Here is a 17,218-nt window from a genome sequence, read left to right as displayed (position 1 = left end):
CTGAATGACCGCGAAGATCGCGCTCAACCCGATCCAGTGGATGGCCAGCGCCGACGGCTGGCTGGACCCGTCGCTGGCCCCCGCTCCGAAGGAGCTGCTGACCCGGATCAAGCAGGCCGGCTTCGGCCACGTGATGTCCGAGCTGCCCGCCGGTTTCAGCGTCGAGGAGTACCGGGCGCTGCTGGACGAGGTCGGCCTGTCGCTCGCGCCCGGCTACTTCCCCTGCCGCTCGGACGGCAGGGACGGCAACGAGGCCACGGTCGTGGCCGCCGCCGCCGAGGTCGCCCGCACGCAGGCCCAGCTCGGTCTGACCGAGATCGGCCTGGGCCTGGGCATGGGCAAGGAGGCGCCGCGCGTCCTGAACCCGGCGCTGGCACACGACGCCGACCCCGCCCGCGTCGAGGCGGTCACCGAGCTGATCGGGAAGATCTGCGACGCCATGGGCGCCGAGGGCGTCCGGCCGTGCCTGCACCCGCACGTCGGCACGTGGATCGAGTCCGAGGAGGAGGGCCGGGCGGTGCTCGAGGCCCTGCCGGCGGACCGGCTCGGCTTCCTGCCCGACACCGGGCACCTGGCGTGGGCGGGCGCCGACGTGGCCCGGCTCGTCGCGGACTACGCGGACCGGATCCCGTTCGTGCACGTGAAGGACTGCCGGCTCAGCGTCGCCGCGGAAGGCCGCGAGAAGGGGTGGGACTACCGTCAGACCGTGCTCGCGGGGCTCTGGGTCGAGCCCGGCCGCGGCGAGCTCGACCTGACCGGCATCATCGGCAACCTGCCCGACGCGTTCGACGGCTGGCTGATGGTGGAGGTCGACCGGCCCGACATCGCCGACCCGTACGAGAGCGCGCAGGTGTCGGCCCGCTGGATGCGCGGCGCGTTCTGACCCCAGGCTGATCGTCAGCGTTCCCGTTCGACGGCGCGGGAGATGCCGTCGGCCGCCGCGAGCAGTCCGGGCACCAGCCGCCTGGCTCCCAGGCGGGACAGCGGCGCGGCGGCCGACACCGACGCGAGGACCGTTCCATCGGCCCCCATGACGGGCACGGCGATGCTGCCGAAGCCCAGCAGGACCTCCTGCCGCTCGACGGCGTGACCCCGTTCCCTGACGACCGCGAGCTGGTGCCGCAGGTCCTCCACGGACGCGACCGAGCGCGGCGTCAGGCGCGGCAGGCCGGTCCGCGCGAGGCGGCGGAGCCGTTCTTCGAGGTCGGGGAGGTTCGCGAGCAGGGCCTTGCCCGTCGCCGTGCACGACGCGGGCAGGCGCCCGCCCACCCGGGAGTGCGTGTTCACGTTCGCCTCCCCGGCGACCTTCTCCACGTAAAGCACGTGGCCGCCGTCGAGGACCGCCAGGTGGATGGTCGCCCTGGTGGCCGCGAACAGGTCGGTGAGGAGGGGGCGGGCCACCCGGCGCAGCACGGCGGAGATCGGCACCCGCTGGCCCAGCTCGAACATGCGCACGCCGAGCTGGTAGGAGTCCCCCTTGCGCTCCAGTAACCCCCATTGCACCAGCTCCTGTGCGAGCCGGTACGCCGACGCCTTCGGCACCCCCGACCGCCGGCTGAGCTCGGTGAGCCGGAGCTGGACCGCCCCCGACTCGAACGCCCCGAAGATCAACTGGGCCTTGCCGAGGACCGAATTGGGGTATTCCTCATCGCCGTCGGGGTCCGTCGGCACCGCCACGAACACCTGTGAGGACATCGGGACTCCCCTCGCGACCACTTTCCATTTGTCCCATGAATAGTGCAGAACGTCTGAAATGTATAGGTTTCGCCGGGCGGGCCGATGTAAAGATCAGGTGACGACCCGGCATGAGGGAGGACCCCTTGGACATCACGGCGCCGCTGCGCTTCGGGTACGCAGACTCGCCTTTCGGCCAGCTTCACTACGCCGAGCAGGGCACGGGCGACCCCCTGCTGCTCCTGCATCAGACCCCCAGGTCGTGGGACGAGTTCCGCGAGCTGATGCCCCTGCTGGCACCGCACCGGCGCGTGCTGGCCATGGACATGATCGGCTTCGGGGCCAGCGCGAAGCCCCCGGCGCCCCACACGATCGAGCTGTTCGCGGCCGGCGCCCTGGCGCTGATGGACGGCCTCGGCATCGAGCGCGCCGACGTGCTCGGCCACCACACCGGCGGCGCGGTGGCCGTCGAGCTGGCGGCGGCCGCGCCGGAGCGGGTCGGCCTGCTGGTCCTGTCGTCGGCGCCGTGGACCGACGCCCGCTACCGCGCGTCCCACGCGGGCGGCCCGGGGGTGGACGAGGCGGAGGCGTCCCCGGAAGGGGATCATCTGGTCAAGCTGTGGCGGCTGCGGCAGCCGTACTATCCCGAACCGGTCACCGGCCTGCTCGACCGGTTCGTCCGCGACGCCCTCGCGCCGGACGTCGATCCGGCGGAAGGCCACCGGGCGTGCGCGCGCTACGTCATGGAGGACAGGATCGGCCTGGTGACGGCGCCCGTGCTGCTGCTGGCCGGCGCGGCGGACCCGTTCGCGCTGCCGAACCTGGCCCCGCTCCGGGAGCGTCTCACCGGGGCGGCGAGCGTGACGTCGGCGGTCATCGAGGGCGGCACGATCCCGCTCATGGAGCACAAACCCGCCGAGGTCGCCGCGGCCGTGGCGGCGTTCCTGACGGCCTGATCAGGTCCTGCCGCCGTCGGCGGCCATGATCGACTTCGTGATGCGCCTGCTCACCATGCTGAGCAGGCCCACGTACTTGTTGACGTCGGCGCGGAAGGTCGGGGCCGTCACCGACAGCGCCGCGACCATGGTCCCGGTGGCCCCGGTGAGCGGGATGGCCACGCTGAGGTAGCCGACCCGGGTCTGCTCCCGCTCGACGGCGTACCCGGCCTTCCTGGCCTGCTGGATCTCCTGGGCGAGCAGTCTCGGCGCGGTGACCGTGCGCGGCGTCACGCGGGCCAGCGGGGCGGCCACGACGTCGCCGAACAGGGCCGCCGGGCCGAAGGCCAGCAGGGCCTTGCCGGTCGCCGTGCAGTGCAGCGGCATGCGCCCGGCGATGCGCGACGGCCGGGACACCTGGCCGTGGCCGGAGACCTTCTCCAGGTAGATGACCTCCAGCCCGTCCAGCACCGCCAGGTGGATGGTCTCCCCCGTCGCCTGGTAGAGGTCCTCCATGAACGGCCGGGCCGCCTCCCGCAGGATCCGCTGGCGCGGCACGCGCTGCCCGATCTCGAACAGGCGCATGCCCAGCCAGTACTCGGACCCGCGCCGCTCCAGCAGGCCCCACTGCAGCAGCTCCTGGGCCAGCCGGTGGACCGACGCCTTGGCGACGCCGGTGCGGCGGACGATCTCGGACAGGCCCAGGCTCTCGTCGTCCGGGCCGAACGCCTCCAGGATCAGCCGCACCTTGCCCAGTACGCTGTTCGCCGCCGCGTCGTGCTCGGGTGAAGGGACGGGTGAAGGGACGATGGCCAGGGGCTGGACGTCGTGTGGCGTCGGGGAGTGCATAAGAGCCATTGGCCGATAATCGGGCCCATGCCCGTTCCGGACAACGGCACCGTCTCGCTGAGCGGAACGGGCCCGGCGGCTACCCGAACGTGACGACCGCACGCCCGCGCACCCTGCCGGCGCGCAGCGCCTCCAGGGCCTCGGCGATCTCGGACAGGTCGAACCGCTCGACCTCCACGCCGAGCTCCCCCGAGGCCAGGCGGGCGACCAGCGACGGGGCCACCTCGCGCGCCCGGCGCTCGTGCCGGACCATGTTCACGGGCAGCAGCGCCACGTCGTCGAGCAGCCACGACGGCAGATCGACCGTCACCGACGCGCCCAGCACGTAACCGATGACGACGGCCCGGCCGCCTGGGCGGACCCAGCGCGTCCGCTCGACCAGGCCGGCGCCTCCGAGCGTGTCGACCAGCAGGGACGCCGAGCGCGCCGAGGCCAGCTCCGCGAGCGCCGCGGCGTCGTCGGCCGCCACCGCGCGCACCCCTTCGGGCACCCGGTCGAGCTGATCGGCCCGCCCGACCAGCCCGGTCACGGTGGCCCCGGCCAGCCGCGCCTGCTGGGCGACCATCGCGCCGACCGCGCCGGCGGCACCCGCCACGACGACCTCCTCGCCCGGTTCCAGGCGGGCGACGTCGTGCAGGGCGACGTACGCCGTCGTGGCCGGGACGAAGAACGACGCGGCGACCTCATGGGGCAGCGGCGCGGCCAGCGGGCTGACCGCCTTGGGGCTGACGCTGACCCGCTCGGTCCAGCAGCCGTCGCGCAGCAGCCCCAGCCCGCCCCCGCGAAGGAGCACCTGCGTGCCTGCGGGCAGGTCGTCGGCGGCCAGGACCACCCCGCTGGCCTCGACCCCGCCCACGTACGGGAGGGCGGGCTTCATCGCGAAGGACCCGGTGGCGACGGTCAGGTCGAGATGGCTCAGCGCCGCCGCCTTGACCTCGACCAGCACCCTTCCCGGCTCGTGCACGGGCTCGGGGACGTCCTCCACGACAGGGGACGCGCCCCAGCCGTGGAACCGCGCCGCGCGCGTCACCGGCCCGACACCCGTCCGGAGAAGCCCGCCGCCGAGCTCTTGGCCAGGAAGGACAGGCTGAGCGGGTTGTAGCGGGCGGCCTGCTCGTGCTGGGGCCAGTGGCCGCACTCCTCGAACAGCTCCAGCTGCGAGCCCGCGATGGCCTCGTGCATGGCGGTCGCCTCCGGCACGTCGCCGAACGGGTTCTTGCGTCCCCAGACGATCAGCGTCGGCTGGGAGATCCTGGCCAGGTCGTCGGGGCGCAGGATGTTGCGCTGCCGGGTCTCCATGTCCTGCAGGCAGAGCAGGTTGTCGACGCCTGCCACGAACGCGGGCTCGTGGTAGATGGCGTGGCGCACCTCCACCAGCTCCTCGGTGGCGTCGGCCGGGTCGGCCATCAGCAGCCGCAGCCGCTTGCGGGTGAGCTCCACGTCGTCGCTGAGCACGGCCTCGCGCGTGCTCGTCCTGATGCGCTCCATGACCTGCGGGTTGGCGACGGTGCCGCCCGCGCAGAGGAGCTGCAGGCTCGCCACGCGGTCGGGGTGGTCGATCGCGGCGCGCCCCCCGACCCAGCCGCCCAGCGACTCCCCCACGATGTGCGCGCGCTCGATGCCCACCGTGTCGAAGTACGCCAGCAGGTGCTCGACGTAGCGCGGGATCTCATACGGATAGTCCGGCTTGCCGGTGTAGCCGTGGCCCAGCATGTCGATGGCGTGGCACTCGTACCCCTCCGCGTGGGCGGCCAGGTTGCGGGTGAACGCCTCAAGGTGCCCGCTGGTCCCGTGCAGGAACACCACGGGCTCGCCCGAACCGGCCCGCAGGCTGCGGGTCGGCACTCCCCCGGCGTCCACGTACGAGACGCTCAGGCTCAACGGGCTCAACTCGGTCCATATGGTCATCGTCACGTCACCTTCAGCGATCGAGAGAGGGTTTGTCCTGGTTGATGCGGTGCACCTGGGTGTTGCTCCGCGCCGCGAGCAGGCGGGCGAGGAGCACGGCCAGCACGACGGCGGGCACGGCGATCAGCAGCTTCCTCATCCGGCGACCCCCGTCAGGAACCCGGTGACCACCGCGTGGTACGCCTCGGGGCGCTCCTCCTGGAGGTGGTGTCCCGCGTGGTCCATGACGTACAGGTTGCCCCGGGGCACCATGCGCGCCAGCATGAGCGGATAGTCGGGCGTCAGGAAGGCGTCCTGCATGCCCCACATGAACAGCGCCGGCGCCTGGATCTCGGCCAGTTCGGCGGTGAGGTCCTGCCATTCGCCGCGCGGCGAGTCCGACATCGCGGCCAGCGCCCGCTCCTCGGGGTCCAGGCTCTGCTCGTAGCGCAGGTCCAGCGTGGACTCGGGCAGGCGGTCGCCGTCGTACCACTCCAGCCGGGTGATGAGGTCGCGCATCTTCTCCCGCGTGGGCCCCTCGCCGCCGTAGTAGACGTCCCGCGCGTTGCGGCCCCGGCGGCCGCCCTCGGGCAGGGGCGCGAGCGGGCCGTAGAAGACCGGCATGCTGCCGGTGATCACCAGCGAGCGCACCCGGTCGGGGAAGCGCGCGGCCAGGCACAGCGCGATGGTGCCGCCCCAGGAGTTGCAGACGAAGTCGGCCCGCTCCACGCCCAGCGCGTCCATGAGCGCGACGGTCCTGGCCGCGTGGAAGTCCCACATCGGGCCGGTGATGACGCACTTCTCCGACTTGCCGTACTGCAGGATGTCGACGATCAGGCAGCGGCGGTCGGCGGCGAACAGCGGCGCCACCGGGCCGAAGTCGCTCCATCCGGTGCAGCCGGGGCCGCCGCCGTGCAGGAAGATCGTGTCCGGTCCCGACCCGAGGTCGAGGTAGTGGTATTTGACGCCGTCGGCGTCGGCGTACGAACCGTTGGGCGGTTCCATGTCGCCTCCTCAGTCGTTGGTCTCGTCGATCTCGGCGCGCGTGCGCGTGACGGTGTCGGCCGCCACCCGCAGGAGCACCTCGCACAGGCGGCGCATGGCCCTGACGTCGACGGTGTTCATGCCGAGGGCGAAGTCGACGTCGACGCCTTCCGGCGCGACCTTCGGCATGCCCACGCGGGCGGTCGGGATGCCGCGCGCCCGCAGGATGTTGGCGTCGGTGGCGCCGCTGTTGCCGTCGACGGGCTCGTGCGGGCGCCCGTTCACGCTCTCCCAGGCGCGGATCGCGCTGCGCACCACCCAGCTCTCCGGCGGCGTGCGCGTGCCGGGGATGGCCAGCGCCATCTCGACCGTGAGCTCCGTGCCCAGCTCCGCCGACACCTGCCGGACGTACGCCGCCAGCTCGCGCTTGGCCTCCAGCGGGGTCGTGCCGGGCGCGATGCGCAGGTCGAGCCGGATGCGGCAGGCCGCGGGCGTGACCGCGAGCATGCGCTCCCAGCCGCCCGCGATCGACCCGACGATCCCCTGGGGGGCGGCGGTCGCGGTGCGGTGCCGCTCGGGATAGTCCGCCAGCCACCGCTCCAGCCGCGTCACCACCTCGGCGGCGGTCACGATCGGGTTCCGGTACGGCAGGCGGTGCCGGCTCCCCGCGTACGTGTGGGTCCCCGGGACGACGATCTCGAACCAGCACAGCCCGACCTCGTCGTGCGCGACGAAGTCCCCCGGCTTGGCGATCACCGCGTGGTCGGGGTGCCAGCCGCGTTCGAGCAGGAACGAGCAGCCGACGCCGTGCCCCGTGTTCGCCCGGCCGGCGCCGTCGATCGCGTTGGTGGGCATGCCGCCCGCCCCGAAGGCCACCAGCAGGTCGCCGGCCGGCCTCGGGCGCAGGGCGGCCAGGGCCTCGCCCACGACCAGGACGCACGCGGCGTGGCCCTTGGGGTTGCTCGCACCGAGGCCGCTGACGTAGGGGCCCTCGCAACGGGCCTCTGCCCGCATGTCGGGGCGCAGCTCCGGGCCGATCCAGGGCACGTCCAGGTCCGGGTCGCCGGTGGTCAGGGTGTCGATCGGGGCGTACAGCATGAGGTCGGCGCCGGTGCCGTCGCCCTTCAGCCGGCCGACCGCGTTGGCCTGGCCGTCGTCGATGCGCTGCGCCTGCGCCTCCAGGCCGGCGGCGGCGAGCCGGTCGGCCAGCCACCGGGCCAGCGGCGCCTCGCCGCCCGTGGGGCTGGCGATGGAGGTGACGTCCACCGCCGCCGCGCGCAGCCGGTCCTCGGTGATCGAGGCGAGGGCCTTTCTTACCAGCTCGTCGCCGTTCACGACGACGGCTCGATGACGGCGACTCCCATGCCGGTCAGCCACTCGGGCATCGGCTCGTAGGCCAGCGTCCGTCCGGGCGCGAAGCCCAGCGCCGCCGCCATGGCCAGCCACGACCGCAGCTCCTGGCCGCCGTTGCCGGCCGCCTCCTCGATCTCCGCGGTGGACAGGCCCGCGTAGCGCTCCAGCTCGCCCCGCTCCAGCGCGGCCAGGAACTCCCCGTCGAACTCGGGGAAGATGGTCGGCCGCGCGGCGGTGATGATCTGCCGCCGGCGCGCGTCGTAGCGCTCCCAGTCGCCCCGGCCCTCCCGCCAGGCCTCCACCAGGAACTCCTCGTCCGCCCCCTGGGGGTCCTGCCAGCGGCTCGGCCACGGCAACCGGTGCGAGAGCCCGCCCGAGGCGATGACCGCCACCCGCAGCCCGTCCGGCAGCGCCGCCACCGCCGCGGCGAGGTTGCGCCCCAGCTCGGCGCAGCGCCGCATCAGCGGCAGCGGCGTGGCGAACACGTTCACCACCAGCGGGATCACGGGCACGTCGAGGTCGCGCAGCAGGTACTGGATGGCGTGGCTCTGGCCGTGGTCGATCTGCAGCTTCGCCGAGATCGCCACCTCGGTACCGGCGGCCACGAGGGACTCCGCGACGGCCTGGGCGACGGCGGGGCTGGTGCGCTGGGGGCCCGACGGCGTGCCGGACTCGCCGGACGCGACGACCTCGTCCACGCCGAGGGTGAAGGCGGGGATCAGGTCCAGCCAGAAGCCGCGGAAGTGGTTGGACCCGATGATGACCGCCACGTCGGGGCGGGCCGCGGCGAGGGCGTCGCGCGCCGCCCCGAGCGCGTCGCGGAAGCGTTCCGCCCGGTCCTTGTGCTCGACCTGGTCCCAGTGGGTGTTCATGAGCGTCGAGTGGGACGCGCCCACGCCCAGGACGATCTCGCCCATCAGCCGAGGTCCCCGGCGCTCTTGAGGCGTTCGGCGCGCTCCTCCGTGATCTCCTCGGCCAGCTTGCGCCACTGCAGGAGCGAGTCGTCGGGACGGTAGAGCCGCTCCGGCGGCGCGTCGGTCACCTCGACCATCCACTTGTCCTGGCCGGAGAACTGGCCGTGGAAGAGCCAGCGGATGGCACCCAGGTATTTGGCGTAAAAGGGCAGCGTCCTGATGCCCTTCTCGAAGTTGGCCATCACGCCGACGTAGAGGTGGTTGTCCGCGTCGACCGGCACGTAGAACTCGTAGTGGATGAAGGTCGGGTAGACGATGCGCAGCACGCCCGGCATGCTGACCGAGGCGAACCCGGGGAACTCCTCGGCGGCGATGGCCGGGTTCACCTTGCGGTGGCTGCCCGTGTTGCCGATGTTGGCGACCTGCTTGGGCGGCTTGAGCTTGTACCACGCCTGGTTGCTCCACGGGCCGAGGCCGGGGAAGTCGGCGTCCCAGTGCTGGGCGTCCTGCACCCGGTAGATCCACCGGCCGCGGCGCACGATCCGGGTCTCGTTCCAGACCGGCATGGCCTTGAACAGCCGCCACAGCGCGGTGCGGTGCAGGTACTTCGCGTGTCCCTCGTCGTAGCCGTTCTCGCAGGCGAAGCGCCAGTTGCCCTCGCGGGTCTGGATGCGCGCGCCGATCACGGCGGGGTTGTCGCGCAGCTCCTCGGGGAGCTGGTCGTCGATGGGCGGGGCGTCCTCGCCGTCGCCCACGAAGATCCACACCATCCCGAGGCGCTCTTCGGCCTCGTACGTCGGCTGCGTCACCTTGCCGCAGATCGGCGACTGCGGCCCGTCGGTGATCACCGCCTTGAGCTCGCCGGTCTCCAGGTCGAACGTCCAGCCGTGGTACGGGCAGGAGATCGTCCCGGGGAACTGCTGGTTGCCGTAGCTCAGCGGCACGCCGCGATGCGGGCAGCGGTCCTTGAGCGCGTAGACCTTCCCGCCATCTCTGATGACGGCGATGCGCTCCCCGAGCAGGGTGATCGCCTTCGGCTTCCCCGTGATGTGCGAGGAGAACGCCACCGGATACCAGTAGCCGCGGAACCCGCTGGCCGCCGCCTGATAATGGGGCCAGCTCGACCAGTCCTGACGACCCGGCAGCCGCCCCCGCCGCGACGGCCGGCGCCTGGCGTCACCCCCGGTCGCAGCCGGCGTACCCGCCTCCGCACTCATTCTCGCCTCCGCTTCCATGGCTTGTCGGCGGCTCCTGATGCGCCGCGACAGGCAGTTCACCATCCGCGGGGCCGAGTGGCCCAGTGCGGCATCCCGCCCAGCGGACCGTGTCCCGCTGAGCGAGCCGTGTTCCGGTCAGCGGGCCGCGACCCGTGGGAAGCCGCCCCGGCGCTGTGTAGCTTCCGTGGCCTGAAAGGAGACCGACGTGGAGATCGAAACCGATATCGCGATCATCGGAGCGGGGCCGACCGGGCTCTACGGCGCCTACTGCGCCGGCTTCCGCGGCCTGCGCGCCGTGCTCGTCGACGCGCTGCCCCAGGTCGGCGGGCAGATCTCGGCGCTGTACCCGGAGAAGGAGATCAGGGACGTGGCCGGCGTCCCCGGCGTACTCGGGCGTTCGCTGGTGGCGGCGCTCGCGGCCCAGGCGGCCGCGTACGACCCGGTCCACCTGCTCGGGCGGCAGGCGGTCGAGCTGCGCCGCGACGGGGACCCGCGGCCGGTCGTGGTGCTGTCCGACGGCACGGCGGTCCGCGCCGGGGCCGTCGTGCTCACCTCGGGCATCGGGACGTTCACCCCGCGGCCGCTGCCGGCCGGTGAGGAGTGGCTGGGCCGGGGGCTGACGTACTTCGTGCCGGACCCGTCCGCGCACGCCGGCCACCACGTGGTGGTCGTGGGCGGCGGGGACAGCGCGGTCGACTGGTCGCTGGCCCTGGCGCCGCTGGCCAGGTCGGTCACGCTGGTGCACCGCAGGGCGGCGTTCCGCGCGCACGCCGGCGGCGTCGCGGCCGCCCGCGACGCCGGGGTCCGCATCGTCGTGGACAGCCAGGTGGTCGGCCTGTCCGGCGAGGAGCGGGTGGAGCGGGCGCACCTGCGCACGCGCGGCCAGGCCGACAGCACCGTGCCCGCCGACTCCGTCGTCGCCGCGCTCGGGTTCATCAGCGACCTCGGCCCGCTCGCCGGCTGGGGGCTGTCGCTGCGCGGCAGGTCCGTCCTGGTCGACCAGCGCATGCGTACGGGCCTGCCCCGCGTGTACGCGGCCGGCGACCTCGCCGAGTACGACGGCAAGGTCCGCCTGATGTCGGTGGGCTTCGGCGAGGTGGCTACCGCGGTGAACAACGCCGCCGTCGAACTCGACCCCGAGCTGTCCCTCTTCCCCGGGCACTCCACGGAAAGCGTCTGACAGGAGACATTCATGAGCTACGTCATCGGCCCCGCCTGCGTCGACGTCAACGACCGCGCGTGCGTGGACGTGTGTCCCGTCGACTGCATCTACGTCGGCGACCGCAAGAGCTACATCAACCCCGCCGAGTGCATCGACTGCGGGGCGTGCGAGCCGGAGTGCCCGGTGGACGCGATCTTCGTCGACCGCGCCGCCCGGGGCGACGAGACGCGCACGCTCTTCCTCGACGACTCCAGGGCCTTCTTCACCGAGGTGCTGCCCGGCCGCGACGAACCCCTCGGCAGCCCGGGAGGCGCCCGCAAGGTCGGCGACCTCGACGCCGACACCGCGCTGGTGACCGGCTACGGCACCTGATCAGCGGCCGGTGAACCGCGGGGGGCGCTTGTCCAGGAACGCCTGGAGCCCCTCGGCGGTGTCCCCGGTGCGGATCAGCTCCAGGACCGCCTGCCACTCCAGTTCGAGCGCCTGGTCGAGGGGCAGGTCGTACCCGGCGTCCACGACGCGCTTGAGCAGGCCGATCGTCGCGGTCGGCCGGGCCGCCAGGTCCTCGGCGTGCCCGGCCACCACGCGGTCGAAGTCGTCGTCGTCGGCCACCACGTCCACCAGCCCCAGGTCGAGCGCCTCGGCGGCCGACAGGCGGGCGCCGTCGATCATCAGGCGCTTGGCGCGATGCGGGCCGAGCAGGCGCGGCAGCCGCTGGCTGCCGCCCGCTCCGGGGAAGAGGCCCAGCTTCATCTCGGGGAAGCCGATGGTCGCCGAAGCCGCCAGGATGCGCAGGTCGCAGGCGAGGGACAGCTCGGCGCCGCCACCCAGGGCGTGGCCGTTCATCGCCGCGATCACCGGCTTGGGCGCGCGTTCGAGCAGGCGCTGCACCTCGACCCAGCGGCGCATCCTGACGTGGTTGGCCTCGGAGAGGTCGCGCATCACGGCGATGTCGGCCCCCGCCACGAAGAAGCGGCCGCTCCCGCGGATGACGAGGCAGCGGACCGACGGGTCCTCCGCCAGCGGCGGGATCACCTCCAGGAACTCCTCGATCAGCGCCGGGTCGACGGCGTTGGCGGGCGGCCGGTCGATGACGACGGTGGCCGTCCCCCCATCACGCAGCACATCCAGATATTTCGCCATCCGCGCTCCTATTCCAGGACGCCGGCGTCACGCAGCCGGGCGAGCTCTTCGTCATCCATGGCGAGCAGGTCCTTCAGCACCCGATCGGTGTGCTCGCCCAGCAAGGGGGCCGGTGCGGTCAGCGCTCCCGGGGTGGCGGACATGCGTACCACGATGCCCTCGTGCCGTACCGGGCCGATCAGCGGGTGCTCCAGCACCGGGTAGAAGCCGCGTGCGGCCAGGTGCTCGTCGCCCTCCACCAGGTCCCGGCCGGTGGCGACGACGGCGGCGGCGATGCCGAGCCCCTGCAGCTCGGCGGCCAGCTCCGCCCCGTCGCGCTCCGCGCACCAGGCCGCCAGCGCGGCGTCGATCTCGTCCTCGCGGCGGCGCCGCTCCTCCAGGCTCGCCGACGCCGGCTGCGGGAGCCCGGCGTGCCCGGCCAGCCGCCGCCACTCCTCGTCGCCCTGTACGGCCAGCGCGATCCAGCGGTCCTCGCCCCTGACCGGGTAGACGCCGTGCGGGACCATGCGCGGGTGCCGGCCGGGCCGGGCCCCGGATAGTGGGCCGGAGCTGCGCTCACCGAGCTCCGCCTCCAGGACGGCCGGTCCCATCGACGCGGCCATCGCCTCCAGCTGGGAGAGGTCCACGTGTCCCCCGCGCCCCGCCGCGACCAGGTCCAGGACGGCGAGGACGGCCGAGTTCGCGGCCACCATGTCGCCCAGCCCGAAGGTCAGCCCCTGCGGCGCCTCGCCGGGATCGGCGGTCTCGCTGGTGAGGCCGGACATGGCGGCGAGCGTGTCGGCGAAGGTCACCGCGTTGCGCCAGGGGCCGCTCTGCCCGACCCCGGCCATCGACACCAGGATGACGCCGGGCCGCAGCTCCGCCAGCCGGTCGTAGGACAGCCCCCACCTGGCCAGGACCCCGGGGCTGAAGTTCTCGACGACCACGTCGCACTCGGCGGCCAGGCGCCGCAGCACGTCGAGGCCGGGCTCGGTGCGCAGGTTGAGGGCGACGCCGCGCTTGCCCCGGTTGAAGTTGACGAAGTAGCCGCCGTCGTCGATCCCGGCATCGGGCCGCAGCCGCATCGACGGGGCGAAGCGCGTGGGGTCGCGCCGGTGCCGGGATTCGATCTTGATGATGTCCGCGCCGTGCTCGGCCAGCGTCCTGGTGGCGTACGGGCCGGCCAGCACCCACGTCAGGTCCAGGACGCGGATCCCGTCGAGCGGGCGCGCGGCGGGTCCGCGGCTCCCGTCCCGGCGGTCACGGGGGCGCTCGCTCCGCCAGGGCGCCTCGGCGGGGGCGGGCCGCGGCTCGGTGAGGCGTACCGGACGGGGCAGGGCCTCGAACGGGAACCCGACGTCGACGACGCCGTCCTCGGGCAGCCCCTCGCCCAGGACGCGGGTGAAGAACCCGCGATCGGCGAGTTGCGGGTTGGCGGGCAGGCTCGTGGCCGTGGCGACCTCCGCCCACGGCAGCGCCCGGGTCCGCCCCTGCTCCGCGAGGGAGGCGGCGGAGCGCCTGGCGGCGAACCTGGCCACCACCTCGTCCACGTGCTCACGCCCCCGCCAGCGGAAGACGGGGTCGGACCACTTCTCCTCGGTCAGGTCCTCCGCCTCGCCCGATTCCGCCATCCAGGCGAGCAGGTCGGTCCACATCCGGTCGCTGCCGGAGTATCCGCCCGCGACGTGCCCGTCGGCGGCGCGGAAGATCCGGTGGGCCACGTGCTCGTACACGCCGCCGGTGCGGGACGGGTAGCGCCCCGCGTGGATCCAGGCGATGGCGCCCGTCTCAAGGGTGGCGGCCACCGCCTCCTGCGCGGAGACGTCGATGAGCTGCCCCTGTCCCGTACGGTCGCGGGCGATGACGCCGAGCAGCGCGGCGATGGCGGCGTGCGCCCCCGCGAGCTGCGTGGCCTGCTCGCGGGGCGGGGGCTTGGGCGGCCCGCCGGGCTTGCCGCCCAGCCAGGCCATGCCGCCGGCCGCCGCGGCCACGAGGTCGTCGGCGCGCCAGCCGCTGCGGGGGCCGGTCGTGCCGAACGGCGTGACCACGACGTGGACGGCGTGCGGCCAGCGCGAGGCGACCGCGCCGGACTCCGTCCGCACGCCGCGCAGCTCCGCGAGCGGGCCGCTCTCCACGACCACGTCCGCCTGCCCTGCCAGCCGGTCGAGCGCGTCAGGGCTCACCGGCGCGCTCACGACCCGCTTGCCCGCGTGCCAGTGCAGGGCCTCCGCCCGCGACAGCGCCGGGAGCCGCGGGCGTTCCACGCGTACGACGTCCGCGCCGAGGCCGACCAGCAGCCGCGCCCCGTTGAAGGCCAGATCGTCGGTGAGGTCGAGAACCCGCAACGTCGTCTCCTCCCGTATGTGCCGGAGGCTCGACGCTAGAGCCCGGAATTCACCGGGCGCGACCGTACCGGTCTGTCCAGCGGTCCACGTCGTCACGTCGGCGTGGCGCAGGCGTCCCACGCGTCGGACGGCACCCCCTGCTCGCGCAGGTCGCCCTTGACCACCTTCGTCGAGGCGTTGCGCGGCAGGGCGTCGAGGACGCGCACGTACCGGGGGACGGCGTGGCGCGGGAGGCGGTCCAGGCACCAGGCGTGCACCTGTGACGGGCTCAGCACGGCTCCGGGCGCCGCGGTCACCGCCACCAGCACCTCCTCCTCGGTCAGCTCCGACGGCACGCCCACCGCGGCCGCCTCCAGGACGCCCGGCATCGCGGCCACCGCCTGCTCCACGTCCCAGGTGGCGATGTTCTCGCCGCGCCGCCTGATCACGTCGGCGCGGCGGCCGGCGAAGTGGAGGAAGCCGTCGTCGTCGAGCCGGCCGCGGTCGCCCGTCATGAACCAGCCGTCGCGCAGGACCTTGCCGGTCGCGGCGGGGTCGCCCGCGTACCTGCTGAAGATCATCCGGTCGGCCCTGGGCCTGACGGTGATCTGCCCGATCCCGCCCGCGGGGACCGGCAGGCCGTCCTCGTCCCTGATCACCACCTCGTACTCCGGGACGGGCCGTCCGGCCGAGCCGGGCCGCCGGGCGCCGGGCGAGCTGGCCGCCACGTCGCCGAGCTCGGTGCACGCGTACGCCTCCAGCAGCAGCACGCCGAACCGCTCCTGGAACCGCCTCGTCAGGTCCGCCGGCGCCGGCCCCCCGTAGGCGCGGCGCACCTGGTGCCGGGTGTCGGAGCCGGTGGCGGGCGCGCGTTCCAGGATGGCCGCCACGGCGCCCATGAAGTTGAACGCGGTGACCCCCTCCCGCCGGCAGATCTCCCAGAACCGGGAGGCGGAGAAGCGCGGGTGGGCCACCAGCGTGGCGCCGGAGATCAGCGCGGGCAGCAGGCCCGCGTGCCGGACGTTGATGTGGTTCCAGGGGAAGACGTTGAACAGCACGTCCCCCGCCTCGTAGCCCATGGTGCGGGCCACCCGCCGGGCGTGCCGCACCCCGGCGAAGTGCGGCAGCAGCGCGCCCTTGGCGCGGCCGGTGGTCCCCGAGGTCGCCATGACGACGGCGGGGTCCGCCGGTCCTGGCCGCCAGGCCGGAAGGCGGCGCGGGGCGGCGAGCAGGTCGTCGAGATCGGCCGCGCCCGGCAGCCCGGCCTCCTCCCGCCCGGTCACGAGCACCACGTGCTCCGTCGCCTCGGCCAGCGCGATCAGCTCGGGGTTGGCGCGCAGGGCGTCCGTCCCGGCGATGAGCAGGCGCGCCCCGGTTGCCTCGGCGAGCCGCCGGGCCGCGTCCAGCCGCACGTCCAGGGGCAGCGGCACCTCCACGGCACCCAGCCTGGCCAGGGCGAACATCACCTCGACCAGCCTCGGCCCCGGCGGCAGGCACGTGAGGACCCGGTCCCCGCCGGTCACCAGGCCCGCGAGCCCGGCCGCGACTGCGGTCGCCCGCTCCAGGCACTCCCCGACCCGCAGCGAGGCGCCGTCGTCGAACCGTACGAGCTCCGCCTCCGGCGCGGCGGCTGCCCGGCGCTCCAGCAGGTCGAGCATCGTCTCCGGCGAGGCCGCGACATCGTCCATGTTCTCCCTCACGATCAGGACATTCCACCCATCGGACGTGGATGACAGGATGTCCCATCCCTCGGCGGAGGGCCCACCGGGGGTGCCCAGCGGGGGTGCCCGCGGGCCGTTCCCGCCCGCGGGGCCTGGTCGCCGATAGGCTGGCCGGCAGCTGGCGCCGCGGCGACGTCCCTGTTCGGGCGATGTCGCCGAGTCCTCCTGCGCCGTCGGCCGGCCCGCGCGACCCGACGACCAGGAGGCGACCATGACTTCCGTCCACCATCTGACCGAGGACGTCGACGGCCTGAGCGTGTTCCACCGCGAGGCGGGCCACGAGGACGCGCCGACGATCGTGCTGCTGCACGGCTTCCCCAGCAGCTCGCACATGTTCCGGCACCTGATCCCGGCCCTCGCCGACCGCTACCACGTGATCGCGCCCGACCACATCGGCTTCGGCTACTCCTCGGCGCCGCCGGTCGAGGACTTCACCTACACCTTCGACTCCCTGGCCGAGGTGACGGCCGCCTTCCTCGCCCGGCGGGGCATCCGCGAGTACGCCGTCTACGTGCAGGACTACGGCGCCCCGATCGGCTGGCGGCTGGCCATGGGCGCGCCCGGCCGCATCACCGCGATCGTCACCCAGAACGGCAACGCCTACAGCGACGGGTTCGTCGACGCCTTCTGGGCCGGCCTGTTCGCCTACGCCGCCGCTCCTGGCCCGGACACCGAACCTCCGGTACGGGCCGCGCTGGGCCCGGACGTCACCCGCTGGCAGTACGAGAACGGCGTCCCCGACCCCTCCCTCCTCAGCCCGGACTCCTGGACCCTGGACCAGACGCTGCTGGACCGGCCGGGCAACGCCGACGTCCAGCTCGCACTGTTCCGCGACTACCCGGCCAACGTCGACCTCTACCCCAGGGTCCAGGAGTACTTCAGGACCAGCCAGGTGCCGCTGCTGGCGGTCTGGGGCGCCAACGACGGCATCTTCGGCCCCGCCGGCGCCACGGCCTTTCTCCGGGATCTGCCGGAGGCCGAGGTGCACCTGCTCGACGCCGGGCACTTCGCGCTGGAGAGCCACCTGGACGTGATCGCCGGATACATGCGCGGCTTCCTCGGCAGAGTGCTGTGAC

17 protein-coding genes are annotated in these 17,218 nt (G+C 73.6%); 5 read left to right on the top strand and 12 right to left on the bottom strand.

Going from position 1 to position 17,218, the window contains the following annotated elements:
• The first annotated feature begins 4 nt into the window (after nucleotides 1-4).
• Complete coding sequence (locus ABZS69_RS22305; protein ID WP_355375446.1) at nucleotides 5-883, top strand: sugar phosphate isomerase/epimerase; 879 nt, start codon at nucleotides 5-7, stop codon at nucleotides 881-883.
• Nucleotides 884-897: 14 nt separating this feature from the next.
• Here ABZS69_RS22305 and ABZS69_RS22300 read toward each other — a convergent pair whose 3' ends face one another.
• Nucleotides 898-1,695, bottom strand: coding sequence for an IclR family transcriptional regulator (locus ABZS69_RS22300; protein WP_355375443.1), 798 nt, complete (start codon nucleotides 1,693-1,695; stop codon nucleotides 898-900).
• 125 nt (nucleotides 1,696-1,820) lie between these two features.
• Here ABZS69_RS22300 and ABZS69_RS22295 point away from each other — a divergent pair, with 125 nt between their 5' ends.
• Complete coding sequence (locus ABZS69_RS22295; RefSeq protein WP_355375440.1) at nucleotides 1,821-2,630, top strand: alpha/beta fold hydrolase; 810 nt, start codon at nucleotides 1,821-1,823, stop codon at nucleotides 2,628-2,630.
• Here ABZS69_RS22295 and ABZS69_RS22290 read toward each other — a convergent pair whose 3' ends face one another.
• The 8 genes from ABZS69_RS22290 to ABZS69_RS22255 all read right to left on the bottom strand — a co-directional run bounded on the left by ABZS69_RS22290 (nucleotide 2,631) and on the right by ABZS69_RS22255 (nucleotide 9,813).
• Nucleotides 2,631-3,467, bottom strand: a complete 837-nt coding sequence (locus tag ABZS69_RS22290) for an IclR family transcriptional regulator (protein WP_355375437.1) — start codon at nucleotides 3,465-3,467, stop codon at nucleotides 2,631-2,633. It abuts the gene before it with no gap.
• A 70-nt stretch (nucleotides 3,468-3,537) separates the two neighbouring features.
• Nucleotides 3,538-4,488, bottom strand: coding sequence for a zinc-binding dehydrogenase (locus ABZS69_RS22285; RefSeq protein WP_355375435.1), 951 nt, complete (start codon nucleotides 4,486-4,488; stop codon nucleotides 3,538-3,540).
• Nucleotides 4,485-5,366 carry an alpha/beta fold hydrolase gene (locus ABZS69_RS22280; RefSeq protein ID WP_355375432.1) on the bottom strand — a complete coding sequence of 294 codons (882 nt, stop codon included), beginning with the start codon at nucleotides 5,364-5,366 and terminating at the stop codon, nucleotides 4,485-4,487. Before ABZS69_RS22280 ends, ABZS69_RS22285 begins: the two co-directional genes overlap by 4 nt.
• A 13-nt stretch (nucleotides 5,367-5,379) precedes the next feature.
• On the bottom strand, nucleotides 5,380-5,505 hold the full coding sequence (locus tag ABZS69_RS22275; protein WP_355375430.1) for a hypothetical protein: 126 nt from the start codon (nucleotides 5,503-5,505) through the stop codon (nucleotides 5,380-5,382).
• The gene (locus ABZS69_RS22270; protein ID WP_355375427.1) at nucleotides 5,502-6,350 is read right to left on the bottom strand and encodes an alpha/beta hydrolase; all 849 of its coding nucleotides are present in this window, start codon (nucleotides 6,348-6,350) and stop codon (nucleotides 5,502-5,504) included. The genes ABZS69_RS22275 and ABZS69_RS22270 overlap by 4 nt, the downstream gene beginning before the upstream one ends.
• 9 nt (nucleotides 6,351-6,359) lie before the next feature.
• Nucleotides 6,360-7,664 carry a peptidase dimerization domain-containing protein gene (locus ABZS69_RS22265; protein WP_355375425.1) on the bottom strand — a complete coding sequence of 435 codons (1,305 nt, stop codon included), beginning with the start codon at nucleotides 7,662-7,664 and terminating at the stop codon, nucleotides 6,360-6,362.
• The gene (locus tag ABZS69_RS22260; protein ID WP_355375422.1) at nucleotides 7,661-8,599 is read right to left on the bottom strand and encodes a hypothetical protein; all 939 of its coding nucleotides are present in this window, start codon (nucleotides 8,597-8,599) and stop codon (nucleotides 7,661-7,663) included. The genes ABZS69_RS22265 and ABZS69_RS22260 overlap by 4 nt, the downstream gene beginning before the upstream one ends.
• On the bottom strand, nucleotides 8,599-9,813 hold the full coding sequence (locus ABZS69_RS22255; protein WP_355375419.1) for a Rieske 2Fe-2S domain-containing protein: 1,215 nt from the start codon (nucleotides 9,811-9,813) through the stop codon (nucleotides 8,599-8,601). Before ABZS69_RS22255 ends, ABZS69_RS22260 begins: the two co-directional genes overlap by 1 nt.
• A 205-nt stretch (nucleotides 9,814-10,018) precedes the next feature.
• On the opposite strand from ABZS69_RS22255, the gene ABZS69_RS22250 reads away from it, so the two are divergent.
• Together ABZS69_RS22250 and fdxA are read left to right on the top strand one after the other, a co-directional pair.
• Nucleotides 10,019-10,993, top strand: a complete 975-nt coding sequence (locus ABZS69_RS22250; protein ID WP_355375416.1) for an NAD(P)/FAD-dependent oxidoreductase — start codon at nucleotides 10,019-10,021, stop codon at nucleotides 10,991-10,993.
• A gap of 12 nt (nucleotides 10,994-11,005) precedes the next feature.
• Nucleotides 11,006-11,347 (top strand): ferredoxin, encoded by a 342-nt coding sequence (gene fdxA / locus ABZS69_RS22245; protein WP_355375413.1) that lies wholly within the window; start codon nucleotides 11,006-11,008, stop codon nucleotides 11,345-11,347.
• Here fdxA and ABZS69_RS22240 read toward each other — a convergent pair whose 3' ends face one another.
• From ABZS69_RS22240 to ABZS69_RS22230, 3 genes are all read right to left on the bottom strand, one after another.
• Nucleotides 11,348-12,118, bottom strand: coding sequence for an enoyl-CoA hydratase-related protein (locus ABZS69_RS22240; protein ID WP_355375410.1), 771 nt, complete (start codon nucleotides 12,116-12,118; stop codon nucleotides 11,348-11,350).
• Nucleotides 12,119-12,126: 8 nt separating this feature from the next.
• A complete protein-coding gene (locus ABZS69_RS22235; RefSeq protein ID WP_355375407.1) occupies nucleotides 12,127-14,442 on the bottom strand; it encodes a CoA transferase in 2,316 nt (771 codons plus the stop codon).
• Between the two features lie 92 nt (nucleotides 14,443-14,534).
• Entirely contained in the window at nucleotides 14,535-16,109 is a 1,575-nt protein-coding gene (locus tag ABZS69_RS22230) for an AMP-binding protein (RefSeq protein ID WP_355375404.1), read from the bottom strand.
• Nucleotides 16,110-16,353: 244 nt separating this feature from the next.
• Between ABZS69_RS22230 and ABZS69_RS22225 the strand changes: the two genes are divergently transcribed.
• Complete coding sequence (locus ABZS69_RS22225) at nucleotides 16,354-17,217, top strand: alpha/beta hydrolase (RefSeq protein WP_355375401.1); 864 nt, start codon at nucleotides 16,354-16,356, stop codon at nucleotides 17,215-17,217.
• Nucleotide 17,218 lies beyond the last annotated feature (1 nt).

The organism is Nonomuraea sp. NPDC005650 (assembly GCF_040605375.1).
Lineage (GTDB): Bacteria > Actinomycetota > Actinomycetes > Streptosporangiales > Streptosporangiaceae > Nonomuraea.
The sequence above is the reverse complement of the archived record's forward strand: the minus strand, read 5'-3'. Positions and strand labels throughout refer to the sequence as shown.